The organism is Roseomonas marmotae, from assembly GCF_017654485.1.
Lineage (GTDB): Bacteria > Pseudomonadota > Alphaproteobacteria > Acetobacterales > Acetobacteraceae > Pseudoroseomonas > Pseudoroseomonas marmotae.
On record NZ_CP061091.1, the window covers coordinates 888,116 to 904,881 of the forward strand.

Consider the following 16,766-nt stretch of genomic DNA (forward strand, 5'->3'; position numbering starts at 1 on the left):
TGCCGTCAGACCGTCTCGCCCGCGCGGCGCAGGATCGACTGCGCCTTCAGGATCACCGGCCGGTCCACCATCTCCCCATCCACGGCGATGGCGGCGGTATCCACCCCCGCCACGGCGGCGGAGAGGATCCTGCGGGCCCAGGCGATCTCCCGCTCCGACGGCATGAAGCCGGCATTCACCGCCTCCACCTGGCGCGGGTGGATGCAGAGCTTGCCGGTGAAGCCGAAGGCGCGGGCGCGCGCCACGTCGGCGCGCAGCGCCTCCGCATCGTCCAGCGCCGGAGTCACGCCATCGACCGGCGACGCCGCGCCGCCGAGGCGGGAGGCCAGCACCAGCTGCGAGCGGAAGGCGGCCAGCGGCGCGCCTTCGTCGGGGATGCCGAGGTCGATCTGGAAATCGACCGAGCCGAACATCAGCCGCACCACCCCCGGCTCAGCCGCCAGCGAGGCCGCCTGGGCGAGGCCGCGCGCGCTTTCCACCAGCGGCAGCAGCGCGGCACGGGGCGCGGCCTCCCGCACCTGGGCCAGGGCGGAAGCCAGCTCGGCCTTGGGCAGCACGATGCCGGCGATGGCGGGATGCTCGCCCAGCGCCAGGTCAGCGGCGAAATGCGGCGAATCGGCCGCGTTGATGCGCAGCACCACCGGGCGCGGCGCGGTCGGCAGCCAGGCGGCGATGGCCGCGCGTGCCTCCGCCTTGCGGGCCGGGCCGACGGCGTCCTCCAGGTCGATGATCACCTGATCGGCGCCGGAGGCCAGGGCCTTGCCGAAGCGCTCCGGCCGGTCTCCCGGCACGAAGAGGAAGGAGCGCGCGGCCGCCAGGGCGGTGACGGGGTTGTCCTTGGTTTCGGGCATGGCGGGTCCTTTCCTGTTACGTCCTCTGGCCAGGAACCTAGGTTGCCAGGGAGCTGCCTCCAAGCCGGGCGGCAGCAAGTCGCGGGCGGCTTCAGCGCAGCGGTACCGCCGGGGTGCCGCCGACGCGCAGGCCCGGCGCCACATCCGCCACCACGGCGGCGCCCACGCCCACCACGGCGCCCGCACCGATGGCCACCCCCGGCCGCAGCGCCGCGCCCAGCCCCACCAGCGCCGCCGCGCCGACCCGCACCGCGCCGCCCAGCACCGCGCCAGGGGCCACATGCACCGCATCTTCCAGCCACGCGTCATGCTCGACGATGCAGCCGGTGTTCAGGATGACATGCCGCCCGACCCTGGCGGCGGCGCCCAGCACCACGCGCGGCAGGAGCACGCAGCCCTCACCGATGCGCGCCGTGCCCGCCACCACGGCGGAGGGATGGCGGAGCACCGGCAGCGCATAGCCCAGCCCCAGCAGCCATTCGCCCAGGGCCTGCCGGCGGGCATTGTCTCCCAGCGCCACATGGGCGGCATCGAACCCCTGTTGCCGCAGCGTCCCGGCCAGGGCCAGCGGGCCCAGCAGCGGCAGGCCCGGCAGGCCGGCGGAGGCGGGATTGTCGTCCAGCACGCCCGCCGGCTCAGGCCAGCCGGCGTCGCGCAGCGTCTCCAGCACCGCCCGGCCATGGCCACCGGCGCCGATCAGCAGCAGGCGCATCAGCAATGGCCTGGCCCACGCTTGGCACCCATCCTGGCATCGCGTATCGCGCTAGGCATGAATTTCCGCCCCCTGGCCCGCCCGGTTGTTCCTGGCAGGCATCTTTGCCGCCCTGCCGCCATCCTGTCAGGCTCCAGCCGTAATGGGGGCATGGCATGACCTATTGGATCGATGTCGAGGATCTCTTCGAATACGCGCTGGTCAACCGCCGCCCCAGCGGCATCCAGCGCCTGTCCTTCGAGCTGTACCGGGCCCTGGTGGCGCTGCGGCCGCAGGAGATCGCCTTCTGCCGGCATGACCGCCTGCGCGACACGCTGCGGACCGTGTCCTGGGCAGAAGTGGAATCCCTCTTCGCCGGGCTGACCGGCCATGGGCAGGCCAGTGGCGCATCGGTGCGCGAGGCCCCGAGACCTGTCGGGCAGGCCGGGCGGGTGCGGCGAATCGCCTCCCGCCTGCCGGCCGATATCCGCGTGCCCCTGGGCGAGGCGGTGCGGGCGCAGATGTGCGCGCTGCGCGCCGGGCTGCGCGCCGGCCGCGGCGTCTGGCAGGCGGGGCGGAGGCTGCGGCGGCCCCCGCCGCAGGCGCACCCGCAGGCCGGGGCAGCGGTGGCGGGGCAGGACCTCGTGGAGGCGGCGAGGCCGGGCGACATGCTGCTCGTCCTCGGCTCCCCCTGGTTCCGCACCGACTATGCCGACCTGCTGCAGCGGATGCGCCAGCGCACCGGCCTGGGCGTGGCCATGCTGGTCTATGACCTGATCCCGCTGATCCGCCCCGAATTCTGCGATGCCGGGCTGGTACGCACCTTCCGCGCCTGGTTCACCAGCACCATGCCGCAGGTGGACCGCTTCATGGCCATCTCCCGCGCCACGGCCCGCGACCTGGAACGCTATGCCCAGGCGGCCGGGATCACCCTGGCGCATCCCGTGGCCGTGCTGCCGATCGGCACCGGCTTCGGCGAGGCGGCCTCCGTGGCGCCCGTGGCCTCCCCGCGCGTAGCGGCTCTGCCGCCGCACTACGTGCTGCTCGTCTCCACCATCGAGGCCCGCAAGAATCACCTGCTGGCCTTCCGTGCCTGGCGCCGCCTGGTGGACCAGCTGCCGGCCGAGCAGATGCCGACCCTGGTCTTCGCCGGGCGGGTCGGCTGGATGGTGATGGACCTGATGCAGCAGCTGGAGAACTGCGGCTGGCTGGGCGGCAAGGTCGTGCTGATCGAGGACCCCAGCGACGAGGAACTGGCCGCCCTCTATGCCGGCTGCCAGTTCACCCTCTTCCCCTCCCATTACGAGGGCTGGGGCCTGCCGGTCACGGAGAGCCTGGGCTTCGGCAAGATCTGCGTCGCCTCCTCCGCGACATCCATACCGGAGGCAGGTGGCCCCTTCTGCCTTTACCACGACCCCGAGGATGTGCCGGAGGCCGTGGCCATCCTGCGCCGCCTGATCGGCCACCCGGCCGAGCTGGAGATCATGGAAGCGCGGTTGCAAAAGGGTTTCCAGCATGTGCCCTGGGTCAGGACGGCCGAGTCGATGCTTCAGGCACTAGAATAATTTATGATCACAATAACTTGAAGTTGTGTGGCTTTGGTGCAACGGTGTGCCTTGGAGAGTACTTTGCTGTCGCAAAGCCCCTGGGCAGCAGCCGTGAAGCGCATAAGCTCGGCCTCGGCCACGATCTCCCCCGATCGACTTGGCTTCGGCTCTCCATCCCCCGGAGAGTCCCAAGGCAGCGCCGGACGTTCCCCCGCCCGGTGCTGCCGCCCCATTACGGCCGAGATGCCGCCACTTCGATGCCGCTGAGCCCCATGGCCAGCAGCGCCCGGAGATCCGCCAGTTCCAGGGCGATGCAGCCCTCGGTGGGCGGAAAGCCCGGCCGCGCCAGGTGCAGGAAGATGGCGCTGCCACGCTCCCTCACCACCGGCTGATCATTCCATCCCAGCACGCCGATAATGTCGTAGACCGAATCGCCGCGCCACAGCTCCTCGTGCCGTCCGGCATAGGGTAGGCGCACCGGGCGGTTGTAGGCGGGATCGGCCGGGTCGTCGCACCAGCCATCCTGCGGGCCGATCGGCTCCACCGGCACGGCGCAGGCGGGGGCGGGCAGGCGGTCGGCGCGGTAGAGCACGCGGCGCAGCGGCAGCAGCCCGGCGGGGGTGGCGCCATCGCCCTCCTCCTTGTGCCGGCGGATGCCGCCGCGGCCCAGGGCGCAGCGGAAGGCATAGCCCCGCAGCCGCAGCAGCCCCGTGGTCTCCCCGGTGGCATGGACCTCGGCGGTGCTCATCGCAGCAGATGCCCGAAGCGGGTGGCCTTGGTCTCGAGGTAATGGTCGTTGATGCCGTTGGCGGCGAACTGATGCGGCTCCCGCCCCACGACATCGATGCCGCAGGCGGCAAGGCCCGCCAGCTTGTCCGGGTTGTTGGTCAGCAGCCGCAGCCGCGTGATGCCGAGTTGCCGCAGCATGGTGGCCGCCACCATGAAGCCCCGTTCATCCGCGCCGTAGCCGAGGGCGCGGTTGGCATCCAGCGTGTCCAGCCCCTGATCCTGCAGGGTATAGGCACGCAGTTTGTTCACCAGCCCGATGCCGCGCCCCTCCTGCGCCAGATAGAGCAGCACCCCCGCCCCGTCCTTGCCCATGCGGGCGATGGCGCCACGCAGCTGCGGGCCGCAGTCGCAGCGCAGGCTGCCCAGCAGGTCGCCGGTGAAGCATTCGGAATGGATTCGGACCAGCGGCGCGCCGCCGGCCGCCGCCAGTCCCTCAGGGTCTCCCACCAGGATCGCCAGATGCTCGATTCCGCCATCGGCGGCACGGAAGGCGACGATGCGGGCCTCTGGCGCGTCCTCCAGCGGCACGCGCGCCTCGGCCACGCGGGTCAGGCTGGTGGCGGCGCTGGTGGGATAGGCCAGGATCTCGGAAGCCGGCAGGCTGAACAGGCCCAGCGGCGCGGCTTCCGGCACCCGCTTCTCGGCCACCGGCACCGCCACCAGGGCGGGCAGCAGCCGGCCCAGCTTGGCCAGCGCCAGCGCGGCGAAGGAGAGCGGCGGCGCCGTGGCCAGTTCCGGCGTCTCCGGCAGCAGCTGCTCGGCCACCGGGTCGGCCAGGCCGCGGAGCCGCTCCGGGTCCAGCAGGCCGGGCGGCAGGGTCAGGGCGACCGGCACCTCATCGGCGCGCCGATTCTCGTGGGAGGGGACGGAGGGGATAGGGCGGTGCAGCACCGCCGCGGCCCGGGAAGGGGCCAGCAGCAGCAGCGGCGGCGCGGCACCCAGCGCCGCCAGCTCCGCCAATCCGCGCGCGCCGACCGTCTCGGCCGCCGCCACCAACAGGGCGCAGCCCGCTGCCTCGCGCGTGCCGCGCAGCAGGACCGGCGTGCCGCGCCGGAGGTCGCTGGCGGCGCGGTGCACGCGGCGCTGCGCCAGGCTGACGGCATCGGGCACCAACGCGCCGGGCTCGGGGTCATGAGGATGGGCAGTCCCCTGGGTCTCCACCTTGTTGCCCGGGGAGACGGCGGAGCCTGTACTGGTCATGGAGTCATTTCCATCTGGTGCTGGCGGCAGCGCTTTTTAGTCCATGAAATGGGCAGGTGGCCCTGGAAGGTAATCCTCGGGATAGGCCATCGGCCTGGGCAGGGCCAGGGTCGGAGAGGAATGTGGCATCACCCTGGCGGTTGCCATCCCCTCCGAAGCGCGCCAAAGTGATATTTTGCGAGAACCCGCGCCATCTGGGGTTGCCGGTTTTTTGCGGCGGCGGCACCATACCGACGCCTGCGAATGGCATCGTTACCGCTTTGATTTGCCGGCACATTGGGGGTAGGATGTTGAATCACTGGCTTTGTCGGGAGATTTCATGACGGGCCCGCGGCCGATCCTGATCGTGGACGACGACGCGGCGCTGCGCGCCACCTTGTCGGAACAACTGGCATTGGACGGGGAATTCGCTCCTCTGGAAGCCGAGAACTCGGCGGAAGCTGCCGAGCAGCTTCTGGGCGCGGAATCCCGCTGCGATGCTGTATTGCTGGACATTGGCCTGCCCGATGGCGACGGCCGCGACCTCTGTGCGCGCCTGCGGCGTGAGGGCGTCAAGATTCCGATCATCATGCTGACAGGCGCTGATGCGGAGCAGGATGTTGTGCGTGGCCTCGATGCCGGCGCCAACGACTATATCGCCAAGCCCTTCCGGGTGGCCGAGCTGCTGGCGCGATTGCGTGCCCAGCTGCGCGTCTTCGACAATTCCGAGGACGCCGTCTTCGTCATCGGGCCCTATACGTTCCGCCCCTCGGCCAAGCTGCTGCTGGAGACGGCGAAGAACCGCAAGATCCGGCTGACCGAGAAGGAAGCCGCGATCCTGAAGTTCCTCTACCGCGCGGGCGGCCGGGCCGTGGCGCGGCAGGTGCTGCTGAACGAGGTCTGGGGCTACAACGCCGCCGTGACCACGCATACGCTGGAGACGCATATCTATCGTCTGCGGCAGAAGATCGAGCCTGACCCGACCAGCGCCTGCCTGCTGCTGACCGAGGGCGGCGGCTACCGGCTCGATCCCCAGGCCGGCCGCGTGGCCGCCTGAGGGGCGAGAGGAACAGCGAAAGGCCGGCCCGGAGTCCTCCGGGCCGGCCTTTTCTGTATGGATTTGTCTGGACCCGGAACGGCTCAGACGATCCGGGCGGCCTCATCGAAGGGCAGGCGCGGCAGGCGTTCGAAGGTGCCGGAAGGGTCGCCATAGCCGAGATTGACCAGGAAATTGGACTTCCAGGTCGTACCCTCGAAGAAGGCGGCATCCACTTTGGCATTGTCAAAGCCGCTCATCGGACCGGCATCCAGGCCCACGGCGCGCGCCGCCAGGATCAGATAGGCGCCCTGCAGCGTGCCGTTCCGGAAGGCCGTCTGCTCGGCGAAGGCCGGGCTGCTGGTGAACCAGGACTTCGCATCGGCATGCGGGAAGAGGAAGGGCAGCTTGTCGTAGAAGGCGGTATCATGCGCCACGACCACCGTGACCGGCGCCGTCATGGTTTTCTCCAGGTTGCCGGAGGAGAGGGCGGGGCGCAGCTTCTCCTTGGCTTCCTGCGAGCGGATGAAGAGGAAGCGCCCGGCGCTCGCATTGGCGCTGGTGGGGCCCATCTTCAGCAGGTCGTAAAGCTCATGCAGCTTGGCATCCGCGACAGGCCTGTCCTGCCACTTGTTCATGCTGCGGGCGGAAAGGAACAGCTGGTCCAGCGCGGTGCTATCGATCGTCTCAGACATCCAAGTGCCTCATCCCAATATACGTCACGGTAGGGATAAGGCTGAATGCCGGGGAAGCCAATCAGCCGGGCTGATCGGCATCATTCCCGAAATCCATGGCGCCGGGATCGCCGGCGCCATGGGTGTGGAGGTCAGGCCTCCACCTGCTCCACCGCCACCACCTCGGGCACGTAATGGCGCAGCATGTTCTCCACGCCGTGCTTCAGCGTGGCACGGGAGGAGGGGCAGCCCGAGCAGGCGCCCTGCATCCGCAGCTTCACCACGCCGTCGCGGAAGCCGCGGAAGACGATATCGCCGCCATCGCCGGCCACCGCCGGGCGCACACGGGTATCCAGCAGCTCCTTGATCTGGGCCACCACCTCCGCATCGGCGGGGTCCGTGTCCTCGATATCCTCGGCCTCACTGTCCTCGCCCAGCATCACCGGGCGGCCGGCCATGGCATGTTCCATGATGGTGCCCAGCACCACCGGGCGCAGGCCCTGCCAGTCGGCCGCCTCGGTCTTGGTGACCGTGATGAAATCGGCACCCAGGAACACGCGGGCGACACCCTCCAGCTCGAACAGCGCCTGGGCCAGCGGGCTGCGGGTAGCGGCCTCGGGGCTGGTGAAGTCGGCGGTGCCGCGGTCGCCCATCACGTCCTGGCCCGGCAGGAATTTCAGGGTGGCGGGATTGGGCGTGGCTTCCGTCTCGATGAACATTCTTTCCAGTCCCATGCGCAGAAGTCGGATTTCATGTGCCATGTGGTTGATCACGGCCCAGGTTGCAACCGGAAAGGCCATGCGGGCACCCGGAGGCTGGGTCGCGGACGGCCGCTCGATCCGGCGGCGGGTGGTGGAGGCGGAAGGAGGCCTTGCCGCCTCCCTCATTGCGCGGCCCGCTGCCGGGCCCTTCTCGTCGGGTGCGCCGAACAAGTACGGCTCGCGGGCAGTCATGTTCCGCAACCCAATACTTACTTTCTTGAAAATATAGACCCAAGTTGAAGTTAATATTTTGTGAGCAAATATATCGCGCCGCAGATTAAATTAATTCCTATGCGGAAACCATTGAGGCGCGCGAACCTTATCAGGCCGTATGCGCAAGAAGGAGCATCTAAGATGCGGCTTCGAATTCTGATGTCTGGCCTGACCTTTATGGCAGCTGGACTTGCCTTTGGTACACCTGCGGCGCAAGCCGCTCAAAGCGTTCCGGGTATTTCATCCCAAGGCCCCTCAGACATCGAGTATGTACAGCAGAGAAGCCGGCGTAACAGGAACTTGCAGAATCCGAACTCCCCCGGCTGGGACAACGACATGACGGCACGCCTCAATGAGGAGAGCCTTCGTCGTGCGCAGCAGGGGCAAAACGCCCTGACCAACCAGCCAGACACGACGTCCAACCTGAATCGCATGAGCGAAAGCGATGCCGAGCGTGGCGTGAATGTCGGCTCGCAGCCGCTCATTCCGTTCCGCTGAGCCTTAGCGAGGCCCTGGCTAAACCGTCAGGGCAGGATGACGAAATCGGCGGTGCGGGCGCGTCAAGCGCCGGCCGCCGAAGCTTTCGTGCCTGTGGCCGGACCTCCCGGCACGGTCCCACCCGGGCCTAGAGCGTCACCCGCTGCATATCCTCCTCGCCCAGCCCGGCGGGGATGATGGTCATGGGCACCCGCAGCCGGGCGCCGTAGCGGCCGGTCAGCGCCGTGATCAGCGGCCCCGGCGCGCTGCCGCTGGCGGAGGCCGCCAGCACCAGGATGGAGATGCGCGGGTCCTCCTCCAGCAGCGCCAGCAATTCGTCGCGCGGATCGCCCTCACGGATCAGCAGGATCGGCATGCCGCCGGTGATCTCCTGCACCTCGGCGGCGAGGCCGGAGAGCAGCTTCTCCGCTTCCTCGCGCCGCTCTTCCTCCAGCAGGGCGCCGACACCGGCCCATTCGGTCATCTCCGGTGGCTCCACCACCCGCAGCAGGGCGACGCGGCCGCCACTGGCACGCACGCGCAGGCAGGCATAGCGCAGGGCGATGTGGCGCTCTGGGCTGTCATCCACCACCACCAGGAAGACACGGTCGCGTCGCGTGGCCTCGGGCATCAACTCCTCCGGAACAAGACGCTGCCCATCCAGCCGGCGAAGGCGGCCAGCAGGATGCAGAGCAAGCCATACACCAGCGGCTGCTCCTCCGCGACATCAGCAATTCGCGCGGCGACGCCCACCCGGTCCACCTCGAAGCCCAGTTCCTGCCGCGCCACCACGCGGCCCTCGCGGATCAGCAGTACCTGCACCTGATAATCCCCGGTCTGCACGGTGGCCGGCAGGTCCAGCCGGGCGCGAAAGAGGCGGGAGCCAGCGATATGCATCGGCGTCTCCTGCTCCTGCCACTGGCGGGAATCCTGCTTCAGCCGCAGCAGCGCCTCCCGATAATCGGCGTCCTGGACGCCGGTGGATTGCAGCGGCAGCTGGTCCAGGCCGAGGTGCTTGGTTGCCCGTTCCTGCAAGGACAGCATCTCCCGCAGCGGACGGGTGCCGGTGACGGCATAGAAGCCGGGCACACTGCGGAAGCGGGCGGAGGGACCGTTGATCCAGAGGCCGAGCACCTGGATCTTGCGGCGGACGATCATCGGCTCCGGCGCGTTCTGTGCGATCACCAGCACATCATCCCCCGGCGAGCCATCGGGCTGCGGGCCCAGCAGCCGGTCGGTGGCGCCGAAGACCAGCAGCTGGGTGCCGGTGAAGCCAGTGGTGATCTCGACCGTCCGCTGAGACAGCTCCGCCACCAGTGCCGGGCGGGCGATGCGGGTCATGGGATCGGCGGAAGGCGCCAGGCCAGAGGGCGTAGGCGGCGGTACCGGGGGGACGGGCGGCAGCGCGGGCGGCGGCGGCAGCGGTGCCTCGCCGCCCGGCGGCGCAGGCGGCAGCGCTTGCGCCAGCGCGGGCAGCCCGGGCAGAGCCAGCGGCAGCGCCAGCATCAGGGCGCGGGCGGCCTGTCTCACGGCACGCGCCTCATACCAGCGGGCCGATGGTGAAGAGGCTGTCCGGCCGGCGCAGCAGCCCCCAGAGCAGGCTGCCCGCGACGGAGAGCACCAGCAGGCCGAGCAGGGCGCGGGTTTCCTCGCCGCGCAGCCGGGTGCCCATGGCGGCGCCGAACTGCGCGCCGGCCACGCCGCCGATCAGCAGCAGCAGCGTCAGCACGATATCGACGCTGCCGGTGGCGATGGCCTGCAGCAGCGTCACATTCGCGGCGACGAAGAGCACCTGGAAGAGCGAGGTGCCGATCACCACCGAGGTCGGCATGCCCAGCAGGTAGATCATCGCCGGCACCAGCATGAAGCCGCCGCCCACGCCCATGATGGCGGAGAGGATGCCGATGCCGAAGCCCACCAGCAGCGGCGGGATGACGGAGATATAGAGGCGCGACTTGCGGAAGCGCATCTTGAAGGGCAGGCCGTGCATCCAGAAATGCGTGTGCAGCCGGCGTGAAGGCTTGCCCTGGCGCCGGTGCAGGATGGCGCGCAGGCTCTCCCGCACCATCAGCGCGCCGACGCTGCCCAGCACGACCACGTAGAAGATGGCGACCGCGAGGTCGACCTGCCCCTGCCGCCGCAGCCAGGCGAAGACCTGCACGCCGAGGAAGGAGCCGGCGAAGCCGCCCGCCAGCAGCACGCCGCCCATCCGCAGATCCACATTCCCCCGCCGCCACTGCGCGATGAGGCCGGAGACCGAGGCGCCGAGCGTCTGGTTGGCGCCCGAGGCGACCGCGACGGGGGAGGGGATGCCGATCAGAATCAGCAGGGGCGTGAGCAGGAAGCCGCCGCCCACGCCGAACATTCCGGAGAGCCAGCCAACGCCGAAGCCGATCCCGAGCAAGACAAAAGCATCCACCGACATCTCAGCGATGGGCAGGTAGACCTGCATCGCGCATTCCAGTCGCAGTTCGGGCCGAGGAAAGCGGGAATCGGACCCGCTGGAAGGTTCACGCAAGATCCCTGCGCACCGTCGCGCAGGGGACAATCGAAATACGGCAAGTCTTGGGTTAAAGGCAGTGCGTCCGGTGCCGCCGTGTCGATTTCCTGGCACCGTTATGGAAATGCCACCATGAACGCCACGCGCCGCGCCCTGCTCGCCACCGGCCTCTCCGCCGCGCTGCCCTTGCCGGCGCTGCGCCCCGCAGCGGCCGAGCCTTCCGCCCGCCTGGCCCTGCTGCACCTCAACGACTTCCATTCGAAGCATGAGGGCGTGGATGCCGGCGCCGCCGCCTGCCGCGCCGACCGCCCCTGCCTGGGCGGCAGCGCGCGGCTGGCCACGGCGCTGTCCCTGGGGCGGCGCGACGCCGCCGCCGCCGGGCGGACGGTGCTGCAACTGGATGCGGGCGACCAGTTTATGGGCAGCCTCTTCTACACGGCGCATAAGGGCATGACGGAAGCCGCCGTGCAGCGCGCCACCGGCACCGAGGTGATGGCGCTGGGCAATCATGAATTCGACCATGGCCCGGCGGTGCTGGCCGGCTACGCGGCGGCCGTGCCCTTCCCGCTGCTCTCCGCCAACCTGGACACCAGCCGGGAGCCGCTGCTGGCCGGGCGCATCCGCCCGCATGTGGTGCTGAACAAGGGCGGCGCGCGCATCGGCATCATCGGCCTGACCACGGAAACCACGCCCCAGGGCTCCTCCCCCGGCCCGACGCTGCGTTTCACCAATGCCGCCGAGGCGGCGGAGCGCGCCATCGCGGAACTGCGGGCGCAGGGGCCGATCACCATCATCATCCTCTCCCATCTCGGGCTGGAGGCGGACCGCAGGCTGGCCGCCTCGGTGGCGGGGATCGACCTGATCGCCGGCGGGCATAGCCATAGCCTTCTGGCCGATGGCCTGGCCGGCGCCGCCGGGCCGCATCCCACCATGGTCGGGGGGCGGGACCGCGACGTGCGGATCCTGCAATCCGGCTGCCATGGCCGCTGGCTGGGCCGGCTGGACCTGGACCTGGCCGCCGGAGGCCGCATCGCCGCCCATGCCGGCGCGGTGCGCGAGATCACACCGGAGCTGGAGCCCGACCCGCAGGTGGCGGAGATCGTCGCCCGCCATGCCGCGCCGCTGGCGGAATGGCGCGCCCGCCCCATCGGCAGCCTGGCGCAGCCCTTGACCAACGCGGGCTGCCGGGATGGGGAATGCGCCCTCGGCAACCTGCTGGCCGATGCCATGCTCGCCGCCGAGCCGCAGGCCGAGATCGCGCTCACCAATGGCGGCGGGCTACGCGCCAACCTGCCGGGCGGCACCGTCACCTGGGGCGATGTGCTGGGGCTGCTGCCCTTCTCCAGCACCCTGGCCACCCTGACCATCCGCGGCGGTGCCCTGCGCGCGGCGCTGGAGAACGGGCTGTCGCTGCTGGGCAGGAATGGCGGACGCTTCCCGCAGGTGGCGGGGCTGCGCCTGCGCTTCGACCCGGCCGCGCCCGTCGGGCAGCGGGTGCGGGAGGTGGAGGTCCAGCAGGACGGCCGCTTCGTGCCGCTGGACCCCGATCGCGCCTACCGGGTCGTCACCAGCAACTTCCTGCGCCAGGGTGGCGACGGATATGCCGAGCTGCGCGACCAGGCGCTGGAGGCCTATGACAACGGCCCCGCGCTGGAGGACATGCTGGCCGGCTACCTGGCGGACCGGCCCGGCCTGGCAGTGGCGGTGGACGGGCGCCTCAGGCCCTCATGACGGGCCCGCGCGACCCATGAGGCCCGCGGATGGCCGCCCTGTGGCGCCGGGGCTGGTTTCGCATGCCCAACTGTCCTTGTGCGAAGGCCGGGCCGACGCCATCTCGGCGTCATGAATACGACGACCTCTCACGATCCCCTCGGCTGGCACGGCACGACCATCCTGTGCGTCCGCAAGAACGGTCAGGTGACCATGGCCGGCGACGGCCAGGTCTCCATGGGCCAGACCGTGGTGAAGAACAACGCCCGCAAGGTCCGCACCATCGCGGGCGGCAAGGTGCTGACCGGCTTCGCCGGCGCCACCGCTGACGCCTTCACGCTCCTGGAACGGCTGGAGGCCAAGCTGGAGCGCTTCCCGGACCAGCTGGAGCGCGCGGCGGTGGAACTGGCCAAGGACTGGCGCACCGACCGCTACCTGCGCCGGCTGGAAGCGCTGCTGGCGGTGGCGGACAAGGACCGCTCCCTGCTGATCACCGGCAATGGCGACGTGCTGGAGCCCGAGGACCAGATCATCGGCATCGGCTCCGGCGGCAACTACGCCCTGGCGGCGGCGCGGGCGCTGATCGATATTGAGGGCCTCACGGCCGAGGATGTCGCGCGCAAGTCCATGAAGATCGCGGCCGATATCTGCGTCTACACCAACGGGCGCACCGTGCTGGAGACCCTCTGAACCATGACTGATGCCGTGAATCTGTCTCCGCGCGAGATCGTCTCGGAGCTCGACCGCTTCATTGTCGGCCAGCATGACGCCAAGCGCGCCGTCGCCATCGCGCTGCGCAACCGCTGGCGCCGTCAGCAGCTGCCGGAAGGCATGCGCGACGAGGTGGTGCCGAAGAACATCCTGATGATCGGCCCGACCGGCTGCGGCAAGACCGAGATCGCCCGCCGCCTGGCCAAGTTGGCTGACGCGCCCTTCATCAAGGTGGAGGCCACCAAGTTCACCGAGGTCGGCTATGTCGGCCGCGACGTGGAGAGCATCATCCGCGACCTGGTGGAGGTCTCCATCACCCGCACGCGGGAAGCCGCGCGCAAGGAAGTCCAGGCCAAGGCCGAACTGGCGGCCGAGGAGCGGCTGGTGACCGCGCTGGTGGGCGAGGGGGCTTCGGGCGAGACCCGGATGAAGTTCCGCCGCATGCTGCGCGAGGGCCAGCTGGAGGACAAGGAGGTCGAGGTCCAGGTCTCCGAGCAGTCCTCCGGCACGCCCATCGGCATGATGGACATGCCGGGCATGCCGCCGGGCCAGATGGCCAATATCCAGGAGATGATGGGCAAGATGTTCGGGCGCCAGGCCCGGCCGCGGAAGATGCAGATCGCCGAGGCGCGCCAAGCCCTGATCCGGGACGAGGCCGACCGGCTGCTGGACAATGAGAAGCTGACCCGCGACGCGGTGGCGAATGCCGAGAACAACGGCATCGTCTTCGTGGACGAGATCGACAAGGTCTGCGCCCGCAGCGAGAACGGCTTCCGTGGCGGCGACGTCTCCCGCGAGGGCGTGCAGCGCGACCTGCTGCCGCTGATCGAGGGCACCACCGTCACCACCAAGCATGGGCCGGTGAAGACGGACCACATCCTCTTCATCGCCTCCGGCGCCTTCCATATCGCCAAGCCCGCCGACCTGATGCCGGAGCTGCAGGGCCGCCTGCCGATCCGCGTGGAGCTCTCCGCGCTGTCGCGCGACGACTTCCGCCGCATCCTGACGGAACCGGAGCACAGCCTCGCCAAGCAATACGTGGCGCTGCTGGGCACCGAGGGCGTAACGCTCGACCTGACGGATGACGCCATCGACGCGGTGGCCGACCTTGCTGCCGACATCAATGCGCGGGTGGAGAATATCGGCGCCCGCCGCCTCTCCACCGTGCTGGAGAAGCTGCTGGAGGAGATTTCCTTCAATGCCAGCGACAAGCGCGGCGAAAACCTGACCGTTGATGCGGGTTACGTGCGGGAGAGGGTGGCACCGCTGGCCGCCAGCGCCGACCTCAGCCGCTTCATCCTGTAAGGGAACCAGCATGACCGAGAACCTGCCCGCACCGCTTCCTCTCCCCCCTGACGCGCAGGCGGAACTGGACGCGGCGCGGCGGGTTCTGGAGGAGAGTTCGCTCGCCTCGCGCCTCGCCGCCATGGCGGGCACGCCGATCGAGGCGCTGCGCCGGCGCCTGCCTTCCTTCGCCCAGGGCATGGTGGATACGGCGGTGCGCAAGGCACTCGCCCAGGCGCTCTCGGCCGCCACGCGCAGCGCCCCGGGCTGGACGCCGCCGGGCGTCTCCACCACCTGGATGCACCGGGGGATGGCGGCGGCCAGCGGCGCGGTGGGCGGTGCCTTCGGCCTGCCCGGCACGCTGGTGGAACTGCCGGTTTCCACTACCCTGCTGCTGCGGCAGATCGCCGCCGAGGCCGCGGCGGCGGGGGAGGACCCCACCAACCTGGAGACCGGCGCCGAATGCCTGAAGGTCTTCGCGCTGGGCGGTCCGGGCGAGGCCGATGACGCCACGGAAACCGGCTATTTCGCCACCCGGCTGGCGCTGGCGCAGTTCCTGCCGACCATGGGCGCCTCGCTGCTGCCGGGCTTCATCGGCGCGGTGGCGGCGCGTTTCACCGGGCCGCTGATGCTGAAGCTCGGCGCCCAGGCGGCGCCGGTGGTCGGCGCCGCGGCCGGGGCGGCGGTGAACCTGGCCTTCCTGGAGCATTTCCGCGCCCTTGGCCGGGCCCATTTCGCGGTGCGGCGGCTGGAGCGCGAATACGGCGCCCCGGCTGTGCGGATCGCCTGGGACAGGCAGCGGCCGGCGCCGCCCGTCGTCGAGCTGAAGGCGGAACCCGCCTGAGGCTCGCCCGGACCGGGCAGGCTCCTGTTCAGAGCGGCCGCACGGCCTCGACCCCGCCGCGCAGGGGCGCGCCGTTGCGGCGCATGCAGTCGCGGAAGGCGCGCAGTTCTGCCACGCGCATCTCGTGCCCGATGCGCTGCTCGTTCACCCAGTTCCCGGGATTGCTCTGGCGCTGCACCGCGAGGACGGCAGGGTCGCGCTGCGCCTCGGCGCGGCAGGCGGATTCGACGGGGGTTTCCGGCCGCCGTTCGGGCGCCGCCGGGGCGGTGGCGCAGGCGGCGGGCAGCAGGGCCAGGAGCATCCAGAACATTCCGCGCATCATGCCGCTCCCAGCCAGTCCTCGATCAATCGCCGGGCGATGGAATCCGGCCGCGGCAGGCTGAAGCCGCCCGCCTCCGGGTTCCGCAGCTCGTTCCGGCTGAACCACCGGGCGTCCCGCAGCTCCGCGGGGTCGATGGTGATCTGCTCCGACAGCCCCTCGGCATGGAAGCCCAGCATGATGCTGGAGGGGAAGGGCCAGGGCTGGGAGGAATGGTACCAGGCCCGCCCGACCTGGATGCCCGTCTCCTCCATCACCTCCCGTCGCACGGCTTCCTCCAGGCTCTCGCCCGGTTCCACGAAGCCGGCCAGGGTCGAATACATGGTGGTATTGGGGAAGCGGGTGGAATGGCCCAGCAGCGCCTTGTCGTCCCGCACCACCAGCATGATCACGGCCGGGTCGGTGCGGGGAAAGTGCTGGGTGCCGCATTGCGTGCAGGCCATGGCGTTGCCGGCGCTGCGCGGCGCGCATTCCCCGCCGCAGACGCCACAGAAGCGATGGCGGATGCGCCAGTGCAGCAGCCCGCGCGCATGGGCCAGCATGCTGGCCTCGCCGGCAGGCAGCAGCCCCGCCACGCTGCGCAGCTCCGCGAAGCCGCCGAAGCCCTCGGGCAGCAGCGGCAGCGGGTCCTCGGCCGAGGAGCAGTCGACGGCGAAGACCGGCCGCCCCTCCCAGAGCCCCAGCAGGGCCCAGGGGCCGCCGGCCATGCGGACCGCCTCGACGGCCGGGGCGCTCAGCAGCACGGCCTCGGGGGCGCCCTCGGCCAGGCCCTTCATCAGGCTCTGGCCGCGCCAGACCGGGATGAAGAGCGCATCGGGGGAGGCCATGGCACGGGCTACGAAAGCCTCGTCGTCCCGCTGACCGGAGACGCGGTCGATCGGGCTGCCGGTGTAGACATTGGGTCGGGAAGCGGGAAAGGACAGCATGCGCCCCGACCCTGCCACGCGGCCGCGGGCGGGGCAACCGGGCAGGGAAACGGCGAAGCATGGCAGGCACCCCCTTGCCCTGCCCCCCCGGGCGCATGATATCCTGCCACCGGAAGGTTGGTGGCGGACGGGCGTCTCGCCAACCCGGTCAGGTCCGGAAGGAAGCAGCCGTAACGAGTTCTCGCCTGGGTCGATCCATCGGCCTTCCACCTTCCGCACGCCATAGCCTGAATTGGCGGCATCCCTGGCCCGTC

At 70.2% G+C, this 16,766-nt stretch carries 18 protein-coding genes and 1 other RNA gene; 8 read left to right on the forward strand and 11 right to left on the reverse strand.

Annotated elements, in window-relative coordinates; genetic code table 11:
- Positions 1-5: 5 nt before the first annotated feature.
- Positions 6-851, reverse strand: a complete 846-nt coding sequence (locus IAI58_RS04185; protein ID WP_207446893.1) for an HpcH/HpaI aldolase/citrate lyase family protein — start codon at positions 849-851, stop codon at positions 6-8.
- 91 nt (positions 852-942) lie between these two features.
- A complete protein-coding gene (locus IAI58_RS04190; protein ID WP_207446891.1) occupies positions 943-1,563 on the reverse strand; it encodes an acetyltransferase in 621 nt (206 codons plus the stop codon).
- Between the two features lie 155 nt (positions 1,564-1,718).
- Here IAI58_RS04190 and IAI58_RS04195 point away from each other — a divergent pair, with 155 nt between their 5' ends.
- Complete coding sequence (locus IAI58_RS04195; protein WP_207446889.1) at positions 1,719-3,107, forward strand: glycosyltransferase family 4 protein; 1,389 nt, start codon at positions 1,719-1,721, stop codon at positions 3,105-3,107.
- A 214-nt stretch (positions 3,108-3,321) separates the two neighbouring features.
- Here IAI58_RS04195 and IAI58_RS04200 read toward each other — a convergent pair whose 3' ends face one another.
- Entirely contained in the window at positions 3,322-3,837 is a 516-nt protein-coding gene (locus IAI58_RS04200) for a L,D-transpeptidase family protein (protein WP_207446887.1), read from the reverse strand.
- The gene (gene ribA, locus IAI58_RS04205; RefSeq protein WP_207446885.1) at positions 3,834-5,078 is read right to left on the reverse strand and encodes a GTP cyclohydrolase II; all 1,245 of its coding nucleotides are present in this window, start codon (positions 5,076-5,078) and stop codon (positions 3,834-3,836) included. The genes IAI58_RS04200 and ribA overlap by 4 nt, the downstream gene beginning before the upstream one ends.
- 319 nt (positions 5,079-5,397) lie before the next feature.
- On the opposite strand from ribA, the gene IAI58_RS04210 reads away from it, so the two are divergent.
- On the forward strand, positions 5,398-6,114 hold the full coding sequence (locus tag IAI58_RS04210) for a response regulator transcription factor (protein ID WP_207446883.1): 717 nt from the start codon (positions 5,398-5,400) through the stop codon (positions 6,112-6,114).
- 83 nt (positions 6,115-6,197) lie between these two features.
- Here the strand turns inward: IAI58_RS04210 and IAI58_RS04215 are convergent, their stop codons facing one another.
- A complete protein-coding gene (locus IAI58_RS04215; RefSeq protein ID WP_207446882.1) occupies positions 6,198-6,788 on the reverse strand; it encodes a malonic semialdehyde reductase in 591 nt (196 codons plus the stop codon).
- Positions 6,789-6,919: 131 nt separating this feature from the next.
- On the reverse strand, positions 6,920-7,486 hold the full coding sequence (locus IAI58_RS04220; protein ID WP_207446881.1) for a NifU family protein: 567 nt from the start codon (positions 7,484-7,486) through the stop codon (positions 6,920-6,922).
- A gap of 294 nt (positions 7,487-7,780) precedes the next feature.
- Here IAI58_RS04220 and IAI58_RS04225 point away from each other — a divergent pair, with 294 nt between their 5' ends.
- Positions 7,781-8,239: a hypothetical protein gene (locus IAI58_RS04225; protein WP_207446880.1), complete on the forward strand. Its 459-nt coding sequence runs from the start codon at positions 7,781-7,783 to the stop codon at positions 8,237-8,239.
- 127 nt (positions 8,240-8,366) lie between these two features.
- Here IAI58_RS04225 and IAI58_RS04230 read toward each other — a convergent pair whose 3' ends face one another.
- Genes IAI58_RS04230 through IAI58_RS04240 form a run of 3 tightly spaced genes read right to left on the reverse strand, consistent with a single transcriptional unit; the run spans position 8,367 to position 10,670 of the window.
- Complete coding sequence (locus IAI58_RS04230) at positions 8,367-8,849, reverse strand: universal stress protein (protein ID WP_207446879.1); 483 nt, start codon at positions 8,847-8,849, stop codon at positions 8,367-8,369.
- Positions 8,849-9,748, reverse strand: a complete 900-nt coding sequence (locus IAI58_RS04235) for a TIGR02186 family protein (protein ID WP_207446878.1) — start codon at positions 9,746-9,748, stop codon at positions 8,849-8,851. Before IAI58_RS04235 ends, IAI58_RS04230 begins: the two co-directional genes overlap by 1 nt.
- Positions 9,749-9,758: 10 nt before the next feature.
- On the reverse strand, positions 9,759-10,670 hold the full coding sequence (locus tag IAI58_RS04240; protein ID WP_207446877.1) for a sulfite exporter TauE/SafE family protein: 912 nt from the start codon (positions 10,668-10,670) through the stop codon (positions 9,759-9,761).
- A 180-nt stretch (positions 10,671-10,850) separates the two neighbouring features.
- On the opposite strand from IAI58_RS04240, the gene IAI58_RS04245 reads away from it, so the two are divergent.
- From IAI58_RS04245 to IAI58_RS04260, 4 genes are all read left to right on the forward strand, one after another.
- Positions 10,851-12,449, forward strand: a complete 1,599-nt coding sequence (locus tag IAI58_RS04245) for a bifunctional metallophosphatase/5'-nucleotidase (protein ID WP_207446875.1) — start codon at positions 10,851-10,853, stop codon at positions 12,447-12,449.
- A gap of 111 nt (positions 12,450-12,560) precedes the next feature.
- Positions 12,561-13,118, forward strand: a complete 558-nt coding sequence (gene hslV / locus IAI58_RS04250) for an ATP-dependent protease subunit HslV (protein ID WP_207446873.1) — start codon at positions 12,561-12,563, stop codon at positions 13,116-13,118.
- 3 nt (positions 13,119-13,121) lie between these two features.
- Positions 13,122-14,444 (forward strand): ATP-dependent protease ATPase subunit HslU, encoded by a 1,323-nt coding sequence (gene hslU, locus IAI58_RS04255; protein ID WP_207446872.1) that lies wholly within the window; start codon positions 13,122-13,124, stop codon positions 14,442-14,444.
- A 10-nt stretch (positions 14,445-14,454) separates the two neighbouring features.
- Entirely contained in the window at positions 14,455-15,267 is an 813-nt protein-coding gene (locus IAI58_RS04260) for an EcsC family protein (RefSeq protein ID WP_207446871.1), read from the forward strand.
- Between the two features lie 28 nt (positions 15,268-15,295).
- Here the strand turns inward: IAI58_RS04260 and IAI58_RS04265 are convergent, their stop codons facing one another.
- Together IAI58_RS04265 and nudC are read right to left on the reverse strand one after the other, a co-directional pair.
- Positions 15,296-15,577: a phosphoribosylamine--glycine ligase gene (locus tag IAI58_RS04265; protein ID WP_237182380.1), complete on the reverse strand. Its 282-nt coding sequence runs from the start codon at positions 15,575-15,577 to the stop codon at positions 15,296-15,298.
- Between the two features lie 8 nt (positions 15,578-15,585).
- On the reverse strand, positions 15,586-16,512 hold the full coding sequence (nudC, locus tag IAI58_RS04270) for an NAD(+) diphosphatase (RefSeq protein ID WP_207446869.1): 927 nt from the start codon (positions 16,510-16,512) through the stop codon (positions 15,586-15,588).
- A gap of 112 nt (positions 16,513-16,624) precedes the next feature.
- Here nudC and ffs point away from each other — a divergent pair.
- Positions 16,625-16,722, forward strand: an RNA gene (ffs, locus tag IAI58_RS04275) — signal recognition particle sRNA small type.
- The last annotated feature ends 44 nt before the right edge of the window (positions 16,723-16,766 follow it).

What these genes read in the sequence shown, in the direction of transcription:
- IAI58_RS04245 (WP_207446875.1), top strand. Translation starts at nt 10,851, where the DNA reads ATGAACGCCACGCGCCGCGCCCTGCTCGCCACCGGCCTCTCCGCCGCG.
- IAI58_RS04240 (WP_207446877.1), bottom strand. Translation starts at nt 10,670, where the DNA reads ATGCAGGTCTACCTGCCCATCGCTGAGATGTCGGTGGATGCTTTTGTC.
- IAI58_RS04230 (WP_207446879.1), bottom strand. Translation starts at nt 8,849, where the DNA reads ATGCCCGAGGCCACGCGACGCGACCGTGTCTTCCTGGTGGTGGTGGAT.
- IAI58_RS04200 (WP_207446887.1), bottom strand. Translation starts at nt 3,837, where the DNA reads ATGAGCACCGCCGAGGTCCATGCCACCGGGGAGACCACGGGGCTGCTG.
- IAI58_RS04215 (WP_207446882.1), bottom strand. Translation starts at nt 6,788, where the DNA reads ATGTCTGAGACGATCGATAGCACCGCGCTGGACCAGCTGTTCCTTTCC.
- IAI58_RS04260 (WP_207446871.1), top strand. Translation starts at nt 14,455, where the DNA reads ATGACCGAGAACCTGCCCGCACCGCTTCCTCTCCCCCCTGACGCGCAG.
- IAI58_RS04185 (WP_207446893.1), bottom strand. Translation starts at nt 851, where the DNA reads ATGCCCGAAACCAAGGACAACCCCGTCACCGCCCTGGCGGCCGCGCGC.
- nudC (WP_207446869.1), bottom strand. Translation starts at nt 16,512, where the DNA reads ATGCTGTCCTTTCCCGCTTCCCGACCCAATGTCTACACCGGCAGCCCG.
- IAI58_RS04265 (WP_237182380.1), bottom strand. Translation starts at nt 15,577, where the DNA reads ATGTTCTGGATGCTCCTGGCCCTGCTGCCCGCCGCCTGCGCCACCGCC.
- IAI58_RS04190 (WP_207446891.1), bottom strand. Translation starts at nt 1,563, where the DNA reads ATGCGCCTGCTGCTGATCGGCGCCGGTGGCCATGGCCGGGCGGTGCTG.
- hslU (WP_207446872.1), top strand. Translation starts at nt 13,122, where the DNA reads ATGACTGATGCCGTGAATCTGTCTCCGCGCGAGATCGTCTCGGAGCTC.
- IAI58_RS04195 (WP_207446889.1), top strand. Translation starts at nt 1,719, where the DNA reads ATGACCTATTGGATCGATGTCGAGGATCTCTTCGAATACGCGCTGGTC.
- IAI58_RS04210 (WP_207446883.1), top strand. Translation starts at nt 5,398, where the DNA reads ATGACGGGCCCGCGGCCGATCCTGATCGTGGACGACGACGCGGCGCTG.
- ribA (WP_207446885.1), bottom strand. Translation starts at nt 5,078, where the DNA reads ATGACCAGTACAGGCTCCGCCGTCTCCCCGGGCAACAAGGTGGAGACC.
- hslV (WP_207446873.1), top strand. Translation starts at nt 12,561, where the DNA reads ATGAATACGACGACCTCTCACGATCCCCTCGGCTGGCACGGCACGACC.
- IAI58_RS04220 (WP_207446881.1), bottom strand. Translation starts at nt 7,486, where the DNA reads ATGTTCATCGAGACGGAAGCCACGCCCAATCCCGCCACCCTGAAATTC.